The organism is Roseibium sp. QJM3NY_11 (assembly GCF_056173175.1).
In genome coordinates, this window is record NZ_CM149660.1 from 4,109,425 (window position 1) to 4,128,003 (window position 18,579).

At 60.6% G+C, this 18,579-nt stretch carries 15 protein-coding genes; 10 read left to right on the forward strand and 5 right to left on the reverse strand.

The genetic code is table 11. The features are described from left to right. The first annotated feature begins 44 nt into the window (after positions 1-44). The 3 genes from AC0VX3_RS18830 (at position 45) to AC0VX3_RS18840 (ending at position 4,265) form a co-directional block, all read left to right on the forward strand. Positions 45-1,013, forward strand: a complete 969-nt coding sequence (locus AC0VX3_RS18830) for a TAXI family TRAP transporter solute-binding subunit (protein ID WP_475521797.1) — start codon at positions 45-47, stop codon at positions 1,011-1,013. Positions 1,014-1,197: 184 nt separating this feature from the next. Beyond that, the gene (locus AC0VX3_RS18835; protein WP_475521798.1) at positions 1,198-3,834 is read left to right on the forward strand and encodes a TRAP transporter permease; all 2,637 of its coding nucleotides are present in this window, start codon (positions 1,198-1,200) and stop codon (positions 3,832-3,834) included. After that, positions 3,831-4,265: a universal stress protein gene (locus AC0VX3_RS18840; RefSeq protein WP_342893990.1), complete on the forward strand. Its 435-nt coding sequence runs from the start codon at positions 3,831-3,833 to the stop codon at positions 4,263-4,265. Before AC0VX3_RS18835 ends, AC0VX3_RS18840 begins: the two co-directional genes overlap by 4 nt. A 110-nt stretch (positions 4,266-4,375) precedes the next feature. On the opposite strand, the gene AC0VX3_RS18845 is transcribed toward AC0VX3_RS18840, so the two are convergent. Both AC0VX3_RS18845 and AC0VX3_RS18850 read right to left on the reverse strand, forming a co-directional pair. After that, on the reverse strand, positions 4,376-5,026 hold the full coding sequence (locus AC0VX3_RS18845; protein WP_475525205.1) for a hypothetical protein: 651 nt from the start codon (positions 5,024-5,026) through the stop codon (positions 4,376-4,378). A gap of 12 nt (positions 5,027-5,038) precedes the next feature. Beyond that, complete coding sequence (locus tag AC0VX3_RS18850; RefSeq protein ID WP_475521799.1) at positions 5,039-6,439, reverse strand: selenium-binding protein SBP56-related protein; 1,401 nt, start codon at positions 6,437-6,439, stop codon at positions 5,039-5,041. Positions 6,440-6,877: 438 nt separating this feature from the next. Here AC0VX3_RS18850 and yghU point away from each other — a divergent pair, with 438 nt between their 5' ends. The 3 genes from yghU to AC0VX3_RS18865 all read left to right on the forward strand — a co-directional run bounded on the left by yghU (position 6,878) and on the right by AC0VX3_RS18865 (position 11,171). After that, complete coding sequence (gene yghU / locus AC0VX3_RS18855) at positions 6,878-7,747, forward strand: glutathione-dependent disulfide-bond oxidoreductase (protein WP_475521800.1); 870 nt, start codon at positions 6,878-6,880, stop codon at positions 7,745-7,747. A 406-nt stretch (positions 7,748-8,153) separates the two neighbouring features. Further along, on the forward strand, positions 8,154-9,725 hold the full coding sequence (locus AC0VX3_RS18860) for a Re/Si-specific NAD(P)(+) transhydrogenase subunit alpha (protein WP_475525206.1): 1,572 nt from the start codon (positions 8,154-8,156) through the stop codon (positions 9,723-9,725). A 12-nt stretch (positions 9,726-9,737) separates the two neighbouring features. Next, complete coding sequence (locus AC0VX3_RS18865; RefSeq protein WP_475521801.1) at positions 9,738-11,171, forward strand: NAD(P)(+) transhydrogenase (Re/Si-specific) subunit beta; 1,434 nt, start codon at positions 9,738-9,740, stop codon at positions 11,169-11,171. Between the two features lie 831 nt (positions 11,172-12,002). Here the strand turns inward: AC0VX3_RS18865 and AC0VX3_RS18870 are convergent. Together AC0VX3_RS18870 and AC0VX3_RS18875 are read right to left on the reverse strand one after the other, a co-directional pair. Next, positions 12,003-13,544, reverse strand: a complete 1,542-nt coding sequence (locus tag AC0VX3_RS18870) for an alanine/glycine:cation symporter family protein (protein ID WP_342893986.1) — start codon at positions 13,542-13,544, stop codon at positions 12,003-12,005. Between the two features lie 21 nt (positions 13,545-13,565). Next, a complete protein-coding gene (locus AC0VX3_RS18875) occupies positions 13,566-14,000 on the reverse strand; it encodes a universal stress protein (RefSeq protein WP_348150493.1) in 435 nt (144 codons plus the stop codon). A 141-nt stretch (positions 14,001-14,141) separates the two neighbouring features. On the opposite strand from AC0VX3_RS18875, the gene AC0VX3_RS18880 reads away from it, so the two are divergent. Further along, positions 14,142-14,600 (forward strand): Lrp/AsnC family transcriptional regulator, encoded by a 459-nt coding sequence (locus AC0VX3_RS18880; RefSeq protein ID WP_475521802.1) that lies wholly within the window; start codon positions 14,142-14,144, stop codon positions 14,598-14,600. 90 nt (positions 14,601-14,690) lie between these two features. On the opposite strand, the gene AC0VX3_RS18885 is transcribed toward AC0VX3_RS18880, so the two are convergent. After that, positions 14,691-15,461, reverse strand: coding sequence for a GntR family transcriptional regulator (locus AC0VX3_RS18885; protein ID WP_475521803.1), 771 nt, complete (start codon positions 15,459-15,461; stop codon positions 14,691-14,693). Positions 15,462-15,696: 235 nt separating this feature from the next. Here AC0VX3_RS18885 and AC0VX3_RS18890 point away from each other — a divergent pair, with 235 nt between their 5' ends. From AC0VX3_RS18890 to AC0VX3_RS18900, 3 genes are read left to right on the forward strand one after another with little or no spacing between them, the layout of a single operon-like run. Next, positions 15,697-16,674, forward strand: a complete 978-nt coding sequence (locus AC0VX3_RS18890) for a sialic acid TRAP transporter substrate-binding protein SiaP (RefSeq protein ID WP_475521804.1) — start codon at positions 15,697-15,699, stop codon at positions 16,672-16,674. Next, positions 16,671-17,279, forward strand: a complete 609-nt coding sequence (locus tag AC0VX3_RS18895; RefSeq protein WP_475521805.1) for a TRAP transporter small permease — start codon at positions 16,671-16,673, stop codon at positions 17,277-17,279. The genes AC0VX3_RS18890 and AC0VX3_RS18895 overlap by 4 nt, the downstream gene beginning before the upstream one ends. Then, the gene (locus AC0VX3_RS18900) at positions 17,276-18,574 is read left to right on the forward strand and encodes a TRAP transporter large permease (RefSeq protein ID WP_342893980.1); all 1,299 of its coding nucleotides are present in this window, start codon (positions 17,276-17,278) and stop codon (positions 18,572-18,574) included. The genes AC0VX3_RS18895 and AC0VX3_RS18900 overlap by 4 nt, the downstream gene beginning before the upstream one ends. The last annotated feature ends 5 nt before the right edge of the window (positions 18,575-18,579 follow it).

Genomic DNA, 18,579 nt, shown 5'->3' on the forward strand with positions numbered 1-18,579 from the left:
CACCTTGACTCAAGAGTTTCATAAAAAGAGGGAAGCCTAGTCAAATGACGATGAAACTGAACCTTGCAGGCGCCGTTCTGGCGACCAGCATCGCATTCACCGGCGCTGCCTCCGCGGAGGAGTTCATCACCATCGGGACCGGCGGTGTGACCGGTGTTTATTACCCGACGGGCGGCGCGATCTGCCGTCTGGTCAACAAGGGCCGCAAGGAGCACGGCATCCGCTGCTCGGTCGAATCCACCGGTGGATCGGTCTACAACATCAACACCGTTCGCGAAGGCGAGCTTGAATTCGGCGTGGCCCAGTCAGACTGGCAGTATCATGCTTACAACGGCACCTCGAAATTCGAGGACAAGGGTCCGTTCGAAGAGCTGCGCGCTGTCTTCTCCGTGCATCCGGAGCCGTTCACCGTGGTTGCCCGCGCCGACAGCGGCATCAAGAACTTCAGCGACCTGAAGGGCAAACGCGTCAACATCGGCAACCCGGGCTCGGGTCAGCGCGGCACGATGGAAGTGCTGATGGAAGCCATGGGCTGGACCACCGATGATTTCACCCAGGCGACCGAACTGAAAGCGGCCGAACAGTCCGCGGCCCTGTGCGACAACCAGATCGATGCCATGGTCTACACGGTCGGTCACCCGTCCGGTTCCATCCAGGAAGCCACCACCGCATGTGATTCCGTTCTGGTGAACGTCGACGGAGCAGCGGTCGACAAGTTGGTGAACGAGAACAGCTACTACCGTACGGCGACGATCCCGGGCGGCATGTACCGCGGCAATGACGAAGACACCAAGACCTTCGGCGTCGGCGCCACCTTCATCTCTTCGGCGAACGTCCCCGAGGAAACCGTCTACGTCCTGGTGAAGTCGGTCTTCGAGAACATTGATGCGTTTAAGAAGCTGCATCCGGCATTTGCCAACCTGAAGCCGGAAGAAATGGCCAAGGACGGCCTGTCCGCTCCGCTTCATCCGGGCGCAGCCAAATACTACAAGGAACAGGGCTGGATCAACTAAGCCTGACGACAACATGCGGGTCCGGTCTTGTACCGGGCCCGTTTTCGCACGCAGGACCAAACAGCCTGTCCGATGCGCGCCTATGAAATTTTGAACAAAACATGTTCCGGCGGGCAACAACCGACCGGACCCTATTGTGCACAGCGCCGGCGCTGACTTTCAGCCGGAAGACCGGGGGAACTTCATGTCTGATCAGAACCAGCCGAACGGCCGGGACACGCGGCAAGGCCTGTCCGAAGCGGAACTTCAGGAACTCGTCGCCTCCTCCGATTCCGGATCAAGGAACCCCGCCGGCCCCGTCGGCCTCATGATCGCGGGCATTGCGCTGGCCTGGTCCTGTTACCAGGTGCTGCTTGCCTCTCCCATCGTCTACTACGTGCTGCCGTCCGACCTGATCAACAACAGCCGGCAATTGCACCTGGCCTTTGCCATGTTCCTGGCCTTCATGGCCTACCCCGCCCTGAAGAGCAGTCCACGGCACCGCATTCCGATCCAGGACTGGGCTCTGGCGTTCTTCGGCGCCTTCATCTCGCTGTACGGCTTCTTCTTCTATGACAAGATCGTCGCCAATGGCGGATTGGCCGATCATACAGACAAGTGGTTCGCGCTTGCCGGCATCATTGTCCTGTTCGAAGCCGCGCGCCGGGCTCTGGGTCCCGCCATGGCCCTGGTCGCCACCGTCTTCCTGCTCTACGTCTTTTTCGGATCTTCCGGATGGGTTCCGGAAGTCATTCGCTGGAAGGGGGCATCGCTGCAAAAGGCGATGAGCCACATGTGGATCACGTCGGAAGGCGTGTTCGGCATCGCCCTCGGCGTCTCCACCAAATTCGTGTTCCTGTTTGTCCTGTTCGGGGCCCTGCTGGACAAGGCCGGAGCCGGCAACTATTTCATCAAGATGGCCTTCGGTGCGCTCGGCCACCTCAAGGGCGGCCCGGCAAAGGCCGCAGTCGTCGGCTCCGCCGCGACCGGCCTGATTTCCGGTTCCTCGATCGCCAACGTCGTCACGACCGGCACATTCACCATTCCGCTGATGAAGCGGGTCGGCTTCTCGTCCGAGCAGGCCGGCTCCGTTGAGGTCGCCTCATCCGTCAATGGCCAGATCATGCCGCCGGTCATGGGGGCAGCCGCCTTCCTGATGGTCGAATATGTCGGCATTTCCTACGTGGAAGTGATCACGCATGCCTTCCTGCCCGCGGTTATCTCCTATATCGCGCTGGTCTATATCGTGCATCTGGAGGCAGTGAAGCGGAACATGCCCGTCATCGGCCACAAGGCCGTGTCGACCTTGCGCACGGTGCTGGGAATGTTCTTCTTCTTCGCCGGGTTCGCCGCGCTGTGCTACGGCATCCAGTATCCGATCGGATGGGTCGTCGCCATGGTTCCGGAAGGCGCCGGCTGGGTGCTCGCCCTGCTGGTGTTCGCCGCCTATCTGGCGCTCCTGAAACTGGCCTCCACCGTAGACGACCTGCACCCGGACGACCCGAACGCCAAGGAAGTCACACTTCCGGAAATCCCCGAGATCTACAAGGCCGGGCTCTATTACCTGCTGCCGATCGTCGTACTGGTCTATTTCCTGATGATCGAGCAGAAGTCTCCGGGTCTGTCCGCTTTCTGGGCAACCGCGCTGCTGTTCGTGATCCTCCTGACCCAGCGGCCGATCAAGACCGTGTTCCGGGGTGAAAGCGAAACCTTCGAGGCCACGAAGGCCGGTTTCGTCGACCTGCTGAACGGCATGATCGACGGTGCCCGCAACATGATCGGCATCGGCCTTGCGACCGCGACGGCCGGCGTGATCGTCGGCACGGTCACGCTCACGGGGATCGGCCAGGTGATGGCCGACCTGGTGGAGTTCGTCTCCGGCGGCAACCTGATCCTGATGCTGATCTTCGTCGGCATCCTGTCGCTTGTGCTGGGGATGGGCCTGCCGACCACCGCGAACTACATCGTGGTGTCGTCTCTCATGGCCGGTGTCGTGGTTGAACTCGGCGCCCAGTCGGGCCTGATCGTGCCCCTGATCGCGGTGCATCTGTTCGTGTTCTATTTCGGCATCATGGCGGATGTGACGCCACCGGTGGGACTGGCGTCCTTCGCGGCCGCGGCGGTGTCGGGGGGCGATGCCATCAAGACCGGGTTCATCGCGTTCTTCTATTCGCTGAGAACAGTCGCCCTGCCCTTCGTGTTCATCTTCAACACCGACCTGCTGCTGATCGATGTCACGGTGACCCAGGGCATTCTGGTCTTCATTGTGTCGACGATCGCCATTCTGGTGTTCACGGCCGGAACCATGGGGCACTTCGTCACCAAGAGCCGCATCTACGAAAGCGTCGCCCTGGTGCTGATCGCTTTCGTCCTGTTCCGGCCGGACTACTTCATGAACCTGATCCAGCCTCCCTTTGAAACGGTGCAGCCCGCGAACATCGTGTCCGCCATCGGCGACGCGCCGGAGGGAAGCGAAGTCCGGATGGTTCTGAGCGGTCCCGACTTCGATACCGGCGACATCACCGAAACCAGGATCCTCCTGAACCCCGGACCGGAAACGGGAGGCGAGGCACGGCTCACCGCTCTCGGCCTGACCACTCTGGACGAGGACGGCGTGCTGAAGCTCGACGAACCTTTCCCGGGAACACCCTATTTCGAGCAATTGGGCAATTTCGACTTTTACGGAGATGACCCGGTCATCGTAAAAGAAGCGAATATCGAAGCCGACCAGTTGCCGAAGGAACTGATCTTCATTCCGGGTCTGCTGCTGCTGCTGCTCGTCTACCTGCTGCAGAAAAGCCGGGCCGGCAATGCTGTCCGTGAAGAAGGAGTAACGGCATGACGAAATCCGTATTGTGCGCGGTCGACGTGCAGCAGGACCACGATACCAAGGTGCTGCAGATTGCCGACAAGCTCGCCCGCCTCGAGAATGCCCAACTGGACGTCATCTCCGTTGTTCCCAGCGCCGGGATCAACATGGTGGCTTCCTATTTCGACGAAAACTTCCAGGGCCAGATGGTCGAGGATACGAGGAAAAAGCTTACCGAGAAGGTCGGAACCGTGCTCGGTGAAGAGCGCAACAAGGATATCCGCCACCTCGTGGCGACCGGATCGATCTACGAGGAAATCCTTGAAGTGGCGAAGAAGACCGGCGCCGACCTGATCGTCATCGGCGCGCATCAGCCTCATCTGAGTGAATATCTGCTCGGGCCCAACGCCGCCCGGGTCGTCCGCCATTCGAAATGCTCGGTATATGTCGTGCGCGGCGAGTAATCCTGTGGTCAACCGCCTGCCGGCAAGGCGCATTTAGCCGCTCGGCCTCACGACTGAGCGACCGCGGCCGGGCACGCCTTTGGCCGTCACGGTGCGAATGCCCTCCGGGATCACACCCGGAGGGTCAGCGCCAGGGCAAACACGCCCACGACGACAAGGCTTGCCGCCCACACACGGTCCAGGTTGAACCAGGCCTTCTGAAGGAACCGAAGCCCGAGCCAGGAGTAGACCCCGAAGGCCAGCAGACAGCCGGCAACGGCCATGGCCAGGGTATGAACGGCAGCCACGATCAGCGCCATGCGGACATCTGCCGCCATCAGGGTTCCCGCAGCGTCGTGCCCGGCATCCGCATTGACCGCGCAAATGCCCAGATAGATCGGCACGAGCATCAGCCCGGCGCCATGGGCAATGGCGACCAGGAACGACCAGAGACCAAGTCTGGCCGGTGAAATTCGTGCCAGAAAGCGCGGATGGCGCGTATTGACGAGCAAGTAAATTCCCAACCCGATGACCAGCAAGGCAGCCCCCAGACGGATTTCCCTTTCCAGAGCCACCAGCGTGATCATCGCCGAAAAGGGGAGAAGTATCACCAGCATTGCCGCCAGATGGCCGGCCGCCAGCGCCAGCAGCGCGCGCGGCAGGGCCAGCACCCGCTGTTCCATGAGAGCGGCCGACACCGCCAGCGGCCAGCCCATGCCCGGGTTCAGTCCGTGATACAGACCAGATGCAATGACGGCCCACCACAGGGCCGCCACGCTCATCTCGTCCAAGGTCTAGACCGACGGAAAGCAGAAACTGTCGGTCGAACAATCGCCACCCTCGAGCCGGATCTGATGCGAGCGGTAGCCGTCTGGAAAGGTCACCCAGAAATCCGGATCCAGTGACAGCCCGCCACCGGGCACGGCCCGTGCCATGACCATGGCTGCACCGCGCTCGCCCGGATAGAACTGGTCGTCCCATGTGGAATAGAGCGAGTTGGTCCAGTAAACCCGCTGACCGTCCCGGCTGATCTCGACCATCTGCGGTCCATAGCCGAACGCCTGTCCATTGGGATGCGGCGTCTTTTTCACGATCCCGCCGATCTCGACCTTGCCGGCCAGCTTGGGGTTCATCGGATCAGACACATCATACTGGTGCATTTCTCCCGTACCCCAGCAGGCCACATAGAGAAACCTGTCGTCCAGGCTCAGATCGATGTCCGTTACCAGCGGCGGCACGGCCGAGAAGCCCTTCAGGAGATCCGGCAGATCCGCGGGATCGGCAGGCTGGGGGTCGATGGTGACGGTCTTCTTGGCTTCGAAGGTGCCATCGTCGTTGCGCCACCAGGTGAAGATCGCGCCCTGCAGATTGGTCGTATCGACCACGACCCCACAGAACCCGAATTGCTTGGCCGGATCATGGGCGGGCCGGATCTCGAGAGCCATCTGGTGATTTTCGCCCAGATCGATGCTCTGGATGTTCTTCCGTCCGCGCAAATCCCAGAAATGCAGTTTGTGTCCGTATTTGTTGGACAGAAGGTCTTCCGCGACGATGCCGTTCTCGAACTGTGGCGGCAATCCCCATTCCGACGACACCATGTAGTCGCGCGGCAGGTTCCACCAGAAATCATAGTGTTTGTCCTGGATGCCGCGATCCATCTCGTAGCGGCCGAGAATATCGAAGGTTTCGCAGTCCATGATGAAGATCCCGGGAGGTCCGTCCGTGCCGTCCGGTCCACCACCACCGAGCGTCGATACGTAAATCCCTTCCGGGCCGCAATGGATCGTGTGCGGGCGGGAATAGCCGGTCTTGGAGAAAACCTCTTCCGGTTCGATGATCTTGTGAATTTTCGCCTTCAGGGGCTCTTTCACGTCAATGACGTAGATCCGCGATGACCGGATGCCCGGAATGATCAGATAGCGGCGCTCGAGAAAGGCATGTCCGGTCAGCGGAGACAGGGCAGAGGAACAGGCATTCCAGCCGAAATGATGGAACTCATCTCCCTTGTTCGGCATGAGAACGGTGTGCACGATCTTGCTGTAGTCGGGGCTCTCCGGGTCGACATTGACAACGGCGAGACCGTCCGGGTGCGAGAAATCCGGACTGAGCATCAGGGTAAAGGCCAGTTTTTCCGCCGGCGCTTCCATTGCCATGCGCGCGGTTGGGTAAAAACTCGGATCTGGTCTCAAATTCATGACGTCCTCCCTCGAATACGACGAAATTCAAGACGGGAGTTCCGTTATGTTCTTGATTTTGCGGAATTCCCGAAAAGCCGCAGACGCTGTTTTGATGCTTCTTGCAACCTTCCGAAGACCGCGCACCGGTCTGCCAAAATGCTGCCTTCCGATTGCAATCAGCAGAGCATGCCCGATTAACCCATGCGGGTCGATGGTGAAAACACATCCTAACTTTGACCGCCAACGCAGCATCAATGGATTGCAACAGGAGAACTGACGACAACCAGGTTCTATTTTTTTATCACTTCGCGCAATTTAGACCCTCCAAACCGAGAACGGTACTAGGCATTGCGACTGCCGCCGCCTATTTTATCGTAAGATTGCGATAGGTTGCGTGCGCAGGCGCGTCGCCGTTCGCCGCCGATCAATGCCTGACCCGTTGCGGAGACATGCTTCATGAGTGACCTCACCTACACCCCGCCAAAAGTCTGGACCTGGGACCAGCCGAGCGGTGGCCAGTTCGCCAGTATCAACCGGCCCGTTTCAGGCGCGACCCATGACAAGGAGCTGCCGGTCGGCAAGCATCCCCTGCAGCTTTACTCCCTGGCGACGCCCAACGGGGTCAAGGTCACCGTGATGCTGGAAGAACTGCTGGCACGCGGCCACGCAGGCGCGGACTATGATGCCTGGCTGATCCGGATCGGCGACGGCGACCAGTTCTCCAGCGGTTTTGTCGGTGCGAACCCGAATTCAAAGATACCGGCCTTGGTCGATCACTCGACGCAGCCCACGACACGCGTGTTCGAATCCGGCTCGATCCTGCTTTATCTGGCGGAAAAATTCGGAGAATTCCTGCCGCAGGATCCGGCGGCGCGCACGGAAACCCTGAACTGGCTGTTCTGGCAGATGGGGTCCGCCCCCTATCTTGGCGGCGGCTTCGGGCATTTCTACGCCTATGCGCCGGAGAAATTCCAGTATCCCATCGACCGTTTCGCAATGGAGACCAAGCGCCAGCTCGACGTGCTCGACAAGACCCTTGCCGAGCGGCCCTACATTGCCGGGGACGACTATACCATCGCGGACATCGCGATCTTCCCCTGGTATGGCGGCATGGTACTCGGGCGGGCTTACGGCGCCGCAGAATTCCTGTCGGTGCACGAATACAAGCACCTCACCGCATGGGCCGAGAAGATCGACGCCCGCACCGCTGTCGTGCGCGGCCGCATGGTCAACAAGGTCACGGGCGAGGACCACGAGCAGCTTGCGGAGCGCCATGACGCCAGCGACCTGGATGCCAAGACCGGCCTCGGCAACGCGGCGGAGTAGCACCGGACGACGGCGGACGGACCGAAGCGCGTCCGTCCGCCGCGTCAGCAAATGCGCCTGTGCGGCAATTGGTCAAACCGAATTGAGAACGGCGGCCCGGGACCGTTTTCGTGAAAGCCGTCCTTTCCGGGAAACCGGGCCATTGTCCCGTTCCGGGGCCGTTTCGGGGCCGTTTCGGATCCTGGAACCGCGCCCACGCCGTGAAAATGTCCCGCTATGGGCCGCAGCCGAAGTGTGGCGAAACCGTGCATATTCAAGGCAATCACACCTTGTCATCAGTAAGAATATCGTTTCTAAATTCGCCTCATGTTTGTGAGGGACCGGGCGATGCGGGGGAGTCCATTCGCCAGGTCAACCGATCATCCCTTTCCTCGACACCTTGTTGGAGCGACGCATGCCTGAAGCCCTGATAATCGGTACACCAAAGGAAACCTTTCCCGGGGAGAACCGGGTGGCGATGACGCCGGAGTCCGCAAAGCAGCTGCAGAAGCTCGGGTATACCTGCCTCATACAGAGCGGCGCCGGCAAGGCCGCCGGTTTTTCCGACGCGGCCTATCAGGAAGCGGGTGTTGAAATCGTCAAGACGGCCCCGAGCCTTTGGAAAAGATCCGACATCATTACCAAGGTGCGTCAGCCGGACGAAAAGGAAACAGGCTATCTTGCCAAGGGCAAAACCCTGATTTCCTTCTTCAACCCGGGCGGCAACGAAACCGGACTTGAAGCTGCCAGGGCCAAGGGTGCCAGCGTGATCGCCATGGAAATGGTGCCGCGGATCTCGCGCGCGCAGAAGATGGACGCACTCAGCTCCATGGCCAACATCGCCGGTTACCGTGCGGTGATCGAGGCCGGCAACAACTTCGGCCGATTCTTCACCGGCCAGATCACCGCCGCCGGCAAGGTTCCGCCGGCGAAGGTGCTGGTCGTCGGCGCCGGTGTCGCGGGTCTTGCCGCCATCGGCACGGCCACGTCGCTCGGCGCGGTGACCTATGCCTTCGACGTCCGCCCGGAAGTGGCCGAACAGGTCGAATCCATGGGTGCGGAATTCGTCTATCTGGATTTCAAGGAAGAGCAGCAGGACGGCGCCGCGACCGGCGGCTATGCCAGTGTCTCCTCCCCCGAGTTCCGGGAAGCCCAGCTCGCCAAGTTCCGCGAACTCGCCCCGGAAATGGACATCGTCATCACCACGGCGCTGATCCCGAACCGCGACGCGCCGAAACTGTGGCTGGAAGACATGGTCAAGGCCATGAAGCCGGGCTCGGTGATCATCGATCTCGCCGCCGAGCGCGGCGGCAACGTGGAAGGCACGGTCAAGGACGAGAAGGTCGTCACCGACAATGGCGTGACCATCGTCGGCTATACCGATTTCCCGTCCCGGATGGCGACACAGGCCTCGACGCTCTATGCCACCAACATCCGTCACATGATGACCGACCTGACACCGGAGAAAGACGGCCGGGTCGTTCACAACATGGAAGACGACGTCATCCGCGGGTCGACGGTGACCCATGAAGGCGAAATAACCTTCCCGCCGCCACCACCGAAAGTTCAGGCCATCGCGGCCAAACCCAAGGAAAAGCCGAAAGAGCTGACGCCGGAGGAGAAGCGTGCCGCAGAAGTTGCCGCCTTCAAGGCGCAGACCAGGCAGCAAGTGTCTCTGCTGGTCGGCGGCGGTCTTCTGCTGCTGCTCGTGGGGCTGATCGCCCCGGCCAGCTTCATGCAGCATTTCATCGTCTTCGTGCTCGCCGTCTTCGTCGGTTTCCAGGTGATCTGGAATGTCAGCCACGCCCTGCACACGCCGCTCATGGCGGTGACCAACGCCATTTCGTCGATCATCATCCTCGGCGCCATAATGCAGATCGGGTCCGGGTCCTTCCTGGTGATCCTGCTGGCCGGTCTGTCCATCTTCATGGCCGGGATCAACATCTTCGGCGGTTTCCTTGTCACCAGGCGCATGCTTGCCATGTTCCAGAAATCCTAAGGAGGCCGAGCCATGGAATTCGGTTTCACGACGGCTGCCTATGTGGTTGCAGCTGTACTGTTCATTCTTTCTCTTGGTGGCCTCTCGGGGCAGGAAAGCGCGAAACGCGCGGTCTGGTACGGCATTGCCGGCATGGCGCTGGCGGTTGCCGCCACGCTGATCGGCCCGGGCTCCGGCCTGTGGCTCCTGTCGGTGCTGCTGATCGCCGGCGGCGGGATCATCGGTTACTACGTGGCACAGCGCGTGCAGATGACCGAGATGCCGCAACTGGTTGCGGCGATGCATTCGCTGGTGGGCCTGGCCGCCGTTTTCGTCGGCTTCAACGCTGATATCGAACTCGGACGGGTCCTCGCCATGGGAGCCGAGGAACGCGAAGCCCTGGAAGGGTTTGCCGCGATCCTGGCGCACAAGAGCCCGGTCGAACAGTCGATCCTCAAGGTCGAGGTCTTTCTCGGCGTCTTCATCGGCGCGATCACCTTCACCGGGTCGGTCGTCGCCTTCGGCAAGCTGGCCGGCAAGATCACCTCCAAGGCGGAAAAGCTGCCGGGCGGCCACATGCTCAATGCCGGTGCGGGCATCCTCAGCCTGATCCTGCTGATCCTGTTCCTGAACGGCGCGGGCATCTGGACGCTTATCCTGGTGACGCTGCTGGCGTTCTTCATCGGCTATCACCTGATCATGGGCATCGGCGGCGCCGACATGCCGGTGGTGGTGTCGATGCTGAATTCCTATTCGGGCTGGGCCGCGGCGGCCATCGGCTTTTCGCTCGGCAACGATCTGCTGATCGTCGTCGGTGCCCTGGTCGGGTCCTCCGGCGCGATCCTGTCCTACATCATGTGCAAGGCGATGAACCGCTCGTTCATCTCCGTGATCCTCGGCGGCTTCGGCAACACCACCGGGCCGGCGATGGAAGTGGAAGGCGAACAGATCGCCATCGACGCCGATGGTGTGGTCGCCGCGCTTGAAGACGCGGACAGCGTCATCATCGTTCCGGGCTACGGCATGGCGGTGGCACAGGCCCAGCAGAATGTCGCCGAGCTGACCCGGCGCCTGCGCGCAAAGGGCAAGACTGTCCGTTTCGCGATCCACCCGGTCGCCGGGCGCCTGCCCGGCCACATGAACGTGCTGCTGGCCGAAGCCAAGGTGCCTTACGACATCGTCATGGAAATGGACGAGATCAACGAGGACTTCCCGGATACGGACATCGTCATCGTGATCGGCTCCAACGACATCGTCAATCCGGCCGCACAGGAAGACCCGAATTCGCCGATCGCCGGCATGCCGGTGCTGGAAGTGTGGAAGGCCAAGCAGGTCTTCGTTTCCAAACGCGGCCAGGGCACGGGCTATTCAGGTATCGAGAACCCGCTGTTCTACAAGGAAAACACGCGGATGTTCTACGGCGACGCCAAGGCCAGCCTCGACAAGCTGCTGACCCAGATCAGCTGAGAAGGCAGTCTTTTCGACTTCGAGCCACCCCGGCCCCGGGGTGGCTCAGCTTGTTGACATATTCGGGCGGTCATCAACTCTGTTGAAAGAAAGAGATGCTGATCGCCTCCCTCGGCGTCACCCCGGCCAAGCGCAGCGCAGAGCCGGGGCCTACTCGCGATGCCGCTTGCTGAGGTAGCAGCGGTTTGCGCAAGCCGTGCTGCGAACGGCTGCGCTCCTTACGCTTGCCAGAAGGTCAGCATATGCCGCGTTCTCCGGGACACCCAACAAAGCCTCTGCGAACGAGTAGGCCCCGGATCTTCGCTGCGCTGCGTCCGGGGTGACCCCGAGGGTGGGGGGATGCCGGGGATCGCAGCTCAGGTTTACCGGACCAATTCCCCATCCGGGTCACCCCGGCACGGTCGCCTGTCACTGGTCTCCCGGAATTTCTTTCCGGGAGACCAGTCCCATCATGACATCACCTGAGACAAACATTCCCGAACGGTCTGCAGCAGAGCTGCATGGCCAGAGCCGGAGCCTAGAGCAATTCGCATTTAATCGGAATCGCTTTTCGCTTTCTGGAACCGGGAGTTCCAACGCAAAAAGCGATGCTGATTTTTCCGTTTAAATGCGACATGCTCTAGCGTCAACTTCGCGCCGCTAACGCGTCTTTATTCATGATTTCTGATACTTGAATTGCTGTGGCGCTCGCATTCGCTCGCACTGACATTGCGGCTTCCGGACCATCGCGCAGCCTTGCCGCACTTGTCCGGAATGGCGAACCGAGGGTTCGTCAGCAGAAAGCCGCCCTGCGAAGGGCGGCTTCGGTTTTTCACCAGATCAGGAACGTTCTCATTTGAACTTCTTGATCTCACCGGATTTCAGCCGGCTCAGGTAGCTGTTCATTTCCTTCTTGACGATCGGCATCAGGGCGTAAAGCGCGATGATGTTGACGACCGCCATGGCGAAAATGGCCGCGTCGGAGAAGTCGATCACCGGCCCCAGGCTCGCAGCCGCGCCGATCACGACGAAGATGCAGAACAGGATCTTGAACACCAGTTCCTTTGACTTGCCTTCGCCGAACAGGAAGGTCCAGGCTTTCAGCCCGTAGTAGGACCAGCTGATCATGGTGGAGAAGGCAAACAGCACCACCGCGATCACCAGCACGTACTGGAACCAGCCGAAGGCCGAGGAGAACGCCGCCGAGGTCAGGGCCACGCCGGAATTGCCCTCGACCGTCTGAATGGCCGAGCCGCTCTCGTTGAGCAAGTAGAGGCCCGTTGTCGGATCCGCGACCAGTTGCCCCGTGATGATGATGACCAGAGCGGTCATGGTGCAGATGACGACCGTGTCGATGAACGGCTCCAGCAGGGAGACGAAGCCTTCCGTGATCGGTTCCTTGGTGCGAACGGCGGAGTGGGCGATCGCGGCCGAACCGACGCCTGCCTCGTTGGAGAAGGCTGCCCGCTTGAAGCCCTGGATCAGCGCACCGACCATGCCGCCCGCAACACCCAGACCGCTGAAAGCGCCTTCGAAGATCTGACCGAAGGCCCAGCCGATCTTGTCGGCATTCATGAGAATGATCACCAGAGCGGTGACGACATAGAGAACCCCCATGAAGGGCACGACCTTTTCGGTCACCGAAGCAATGGACTTCAGACCGCCGACGATGACCGCGAACACGATCCCGGCAAAGATGATGCCCGTGATCCAGCCCGGATAGTCACCCACGACATTCGAGATCTGGGCATGCGCCTGATTGGCCTGGAACATGTTGCCGCCACCGAGCGCGCCGAGGATACAGAAAACCGCGAACACGACGGCCAGCACCTTGCCTGCGGGGAAGCCGCGTTCCTCGAAACCCTTGGTCATGTAGTACATCGGGCCGCCGGACACCGTGCCGTCCGCGTATTCGTTGCGGTACTTCACGCCGAGCGTGCACTCGGTGAATTTCGACGCCATGCCCATGAGACCGGCCAGGACCATCCAGAACGTTGCCCCGGGCCCGCCGATGCCGACCGCAACGGCCACGCCTGCAATGTTGCCCAGACCCACGGTGCCCGACAGCGCGGTTGCCAGGGCCTGGAAGTGACTGACCTCTCCGGCATCATTCGGATCCGAGTAGTCACCGCGCACCAGCGCGATGGAATGCGGAAACGCCTTGAACTGAATGAAACCGAAATAGAGCGTGAAGATCGTGGCCGCGACCACGAGCCAGGCCACGATCCAGGGGAACGACGTTCCGGGAAAGGGACTGAAGATGAAACTGACGAACCAGCCCGTCGAGCTGGCAAACACGGCATTGACCTGTTCATCGATCGTTTGAGCCATGGCCGGTGCGGACGCACAGAGCGAGGCTGTCGCGGCAAAAGCCGCAGCGCTGAAATTTTTCATGCTGGAATTCACCTTCTGAAATCACGGAACGATGGTGATCGGCACCGGAGCGGCCTGCGCCAGGCTGCCGGCCACGGAGCCGAAGATGCGGGTCGAAAGACTGGAATGGCCCGTTCGGCCGATCACCAGATGTTCAACGTGTTCCTCTTCGGCAATCTTGATCAGCGTTTCCGCAATGTGGCCGTAGCGCAGCGCCGAGGTGACTTCCAGGCCACTGCCTTCCAGTTTCTTCAAAACAGGCGCCAAAACCGCCTTGTCCGCGCGTTCCAGCTCCTCCTTGCGCCTCGCGTGACGTTCCTCGATTTCATTGGGTGTCAGGAAGGTATAGGGCGACCACTCCAACACATGAGCAATCACAAGTCCGGCCCCACTGGCCTTGGCGAGACCAGCTGCGAATTCAAGCGCATTCGCGGCGCCTTCACTGCCGTCATATCCGACGACGATTTTCTTTGACATGTTCTGTTCCCCTGTCATGCGGCAATTTGCCGTAGGAAGAATTTACCCTGCTAAAAAACAGAAATGTTCTCGAATTTTGATCGATTTCGGATAATTTATGAATAATTGTTGAAATTACTGGGAAAAATCGGAAATTTTTTCATGGATGGGCTTGATCAGAAAATTCTTTCAGCCTTGCAAAAGGACAGCAGGGTCTCCATGGCGAAGCTTTCCGAGCAAATCGGGCTGTCACTTTCGGCCTGCCACCGCAGGGTCAAGCTGCTGGAGGCCAACGGTTTCATTTCCGGATACACGGTGCGCCTGAACCGCGCGGCCCTCAACCTGGAGATCCAGGTTTTCATCGAGGTCAAACTGACCAGCCAGCGCAAGGACGACATCACCGCGTTCGAGGACGCGATAGATCGCATGCCGGAGGTTCTGGAGTGTCATCTGATTTCGGGAGAATTCGACTACCTGATCCGGCTGATCACGAAGAATACGGCGGCCTATGAAAAGCTCTACCGGAACCGGCTGTCCCAGATCCCGTCGGTCTCGCAGATGAAAACCCTGCTCAGCCTGAGCACGGTCAAGGAGTTCCGGGGCCTTCATCTGGAACAATGAGGTTTTCGAACGGCCGACAGGCACGGGTCCGCACGGCGCCCTGCCCGATGCCATTGTCCGGTGCCGCCGACCGGTCCCGCTTGCCCGGCGCTACTGGTCGTCGAACAGGAAATAGTCCGGCCAGAGGTGCCTGAAGGTCCCGATGTCGATCTGCAGCTTGTTCAGATGGCTGTTCATGCGCGCAACCGCCGTATCCGCATCGCCCTGCTCCATCGCATCGAGCACCGCCGCGTGTTCATCGGCGACCAGGTTCATCCTGCCCTCCTGCGGCAGGGTCAGCCGGCGGTACCGCTCCACCTGGAGTCGGATCTTCTCGATCATGGTCCAGATGCCCGGATAACCGCCCGCCGCCGCGATCCCGGCATGGAAGGCATTGTCGGCCTCGTGGAAGGACTGGGCGTCACCGGCTTCTGCCAGGTCACGCTCCCGCTGGACGATGGCCCTCAGTTCTGCCCGCCAGCTCTCGCTCGCCTTCACGGTCGCTTCGCGGACGCAGACTTCTTCCAGCGCCTTCCGGGCGACGATCGCCTCCCGCAGTTCCGTCATCGGTATTCTGGCCACAAAGGTTCCTGATTTGGGGAAGACGTTGACGAGACGCTCCTCCGCCAGACGCAGGATCGCTTCGCGGACCGGAGTGCGGCTGAGGCCGTATCTGTCAGCGATGTCGTTCTCGGCCAGCGGGGTGCCGGGCGACAGCGTGAGGTTCATGATCTGATCGCGCAGATCCCGGTAGACGATTTCGGAATTGCGCCTAGCCTGCCCGGGAACTTTTGCCGCGGAGCTGCGCGGCGGAGAGTTCGGTGCCCTCGGCTTGCGCGTTTTCGCCCGCTGCAAAGGCGATTTTTTCGGTGGTGCGGCCATCTCGTCTCCGAAAACCGGGTATGGCGCGAATTGAGGCACGGCATCGATCCGCCTCAAAACTTAAAGGATTCACCCTGTTCCGGGCACTCCACTAACAGGCCGCCTGCTGCCTGGCTACTCGATTTGAGTTGCAATGCGACACTACGTCATATACGTAAATTATCTTGTATACTAGTTATACAAATTACGGCCACCCGAGTTGAGGAGCTCGTTCCCGGCCGATGGGAGGATTGACATGATTGGAAGAACGATGACGCGGGGCCTGATGGCCGCCGCCATGACGCTTGGCCTTGCCGGCCAGGCCTGGGCTGCCGACCTGAAATGGGCGCACGTCTACGAAGAAGGCTCCAGCTATCACAAATGGGCGCTGTGGGCCGCCGAACAGATCAAGGACAAGACCGAAGGCCGTGTTGAAATCACGGTGTTTCCGGCCTCATCCCTCGGCAAGGAAGCAGAGATCAACGAAGGCCTGACCATCGGTTCGGTCGACATGATCTACACAGGCCCCAGTTTCGCCGAGCGCGACTTTGGCCCGATCGCCATTTCCGACTATCCCTTCATGCTGAAGGACTATGATCACTGGAAAGCCTACCGCGACAGCGACCTGTTCACGGAGCTGTCCGACGGCTACCGGGACGCCACCGGTCATTCGGTGATGGGCATCACCTGGTACGGCTATCGGCATGTGACGTTGAAATTCCCGATCACCAAACCGGCGGACATGCAAGGCCTGAAGATCCGCGTTCCGGATTCGCCGCTCATGGTGCTGTTCCCGAACGCTGTCGGCGCCAATCCGACGCCCATCGCCTTCTCGGAAGTCTATCTGGCCCTGCAGCAGGGTGTCGTTGATGCGCAGGAAAACCCGCTGCCGACCATCAAGTTCAAGAAATTCTACGAGGTCCAGTCGAACATCAATCTGACCGGTCATATCGGCAACTCGCTGATTGTCGTGGTCTCCGAGAACGCCGTCGGCCAACTGGGAGACGACGCGGCGATCGTCGATGCGGTCGTCAAGGACGCACTGGCGCAGAACGCGGACGAAATCTACCAGTCCGAGCAGGATCTGGCGCAATGGTTCGTAGACCAGGGCATTCAGGTGAATGAAGTCGACAAGGCTGCCTTTCAGGCCGCGGTCGCTCCCATCCTGACAGACGAATCCAAGGTGCCCTACACCCAGGAGCACTATGAACGGATACAGGCTCTCGCTCAATGAGCCAGGACACCGAAACGGCGGCCGGATCGAACGATCCCACCGCCGTTGAAGACCGGAAAGGGCGCGCCGGTGGCGCGCCCGACCTGCTGCAGTTCGAAGACACGTCGACCGACCTCAGCGCCATCCGTTGGATCGATGCGCCCGGTATCCTCGTCTTCTGGATCCTGGCGGTGGTCGTGTTCCTGCAGTTCTTCACCCGCTATGTTCTGAACGACTCCCTGGCCTGGACCGAGGAGGTGGCACGCTATCTTCTGATCCTGGTCTGTTTTCTGGGATCGATCACGGCCACACGGCGCGGCGCGCACATCACGCTGGAATTCCTGATGCGCATCGTTCCGCCTGTCGCCGCAAAGGGGCTGACCCTTCTCTCGCAGACAATCACCCTGGGCTTCTTCGGGGCGATGACCTGGATCGGGATCGAGCTGACCCAGAAGACCCGCCAGAAAATGATCTCGCTGCCGATCCCGAAGGCCTGGATCTACACGATCTGCGTGATCTCGCTCGGCATCATGACGATTTACTCGGCCCTGTGGCTGTGGCGCCGGTTGCGCCAATCGCCGGAGGACATCGTCCGGTCGATGGACGACCACCTGACCACCGATTGAACGAAAGTAGTTTGCGCATGGCCATCGTCCTGATGATCCTGTTTCTCTTTGTGCTCATGATCATCGGCGTTCCGGTCGCCGCTGCCCTGGCACTGGCCTGCCTGGCCTTCGTCGTCTTTGAGGGCCTGCCGCCGATGATCGTGCTGGCCAACATGGTCAACGGCATCAATTCCTTTCCCCTGATTGCGGTTCCGTTCTTCATCCTGGCCGGCAACCTGATGAATTCCGCCGGCATCACCACCCGCATTTTCGCCTTCGCGCGCGCCGCGGTCGGCTGGATGCATGGCGGTCTCGGACACGTCAACGTGGGCGCCAGCGTCATTTTCGCCGGCATGTCCGGTGCGGCCGTGGCTGATGCCGGCGGGCTTGGCAACATCGAGATCAAGGCGATGCGCGATGCCGGCTACGACACGGATTTCGCGGTCGGTGTCACGGCGGCCTCGTCCACCATCGGGCCGATCATCCCCCCGTCCCTGCCTCTGGTGATCTACGGTGTGATCGCGGACGCGTCCATCGGCCAGCTGTTCATGGCCGGCATCGTGCCCGGTCTGATGATGGCGCTCGCGTTGATGGCGATGGTGTCCTGGTATTCACGCCGCCGGAACTATCCGCGCGACCTGGATTTCCGGCTCGGCCGCCTGGGCCGCACGTTTCTGGATGCGCTGCTGCCGCTGATGACACCGATGATCATCATCGGAGGCATCATGTTCGGCTTGTTCACACCGACCGAGGCGGCCATTGCCGCCGTCGCCTGGTGCATTTTTCTCGGCGTGGGGGTGTACCGCACGCTGAACTTCCGGAAAATCCTGAAGGTTTCCTTCGAAACCGTGGAAACGACCGCCGCGATCATGCTCATCGTTGCGGCCTCGACGATCTTCGCCTGGATCCTGACAGCCAACCAGACCGCCCGGCATTTTTCCGAGCTGATGGTCGCCTTCACCGACAACAAGATCGCCCTGCTCCTGATCATCACGCTGATCGTGCTGGTCATCGGACTGTTCATGGAAACCATCGCCGCGATCACCATCCTGACGCCGGTGCTGCTGCCGGTGGCGGTCGGTCTCGGCATCGATCCTGTCCACTTCGGCATCATCATGATCCTGAACCTGATGATCGGCCTGCTGACACCGCCCGTCGGCATGGTGCTCTACGTGCTGTCCAAGGTTGCGCAAGTGCCCTTCGAGCGATGCGTGACGGCGACGGCCCCGTTCCTGGTGCCTCTGGTGGCGGTTCTGCTGCTGCTGACGTTCGTGCCGGCTTTTTCCATGTGGCTGCCGAACCTGATCTACAGGTAAAGCTG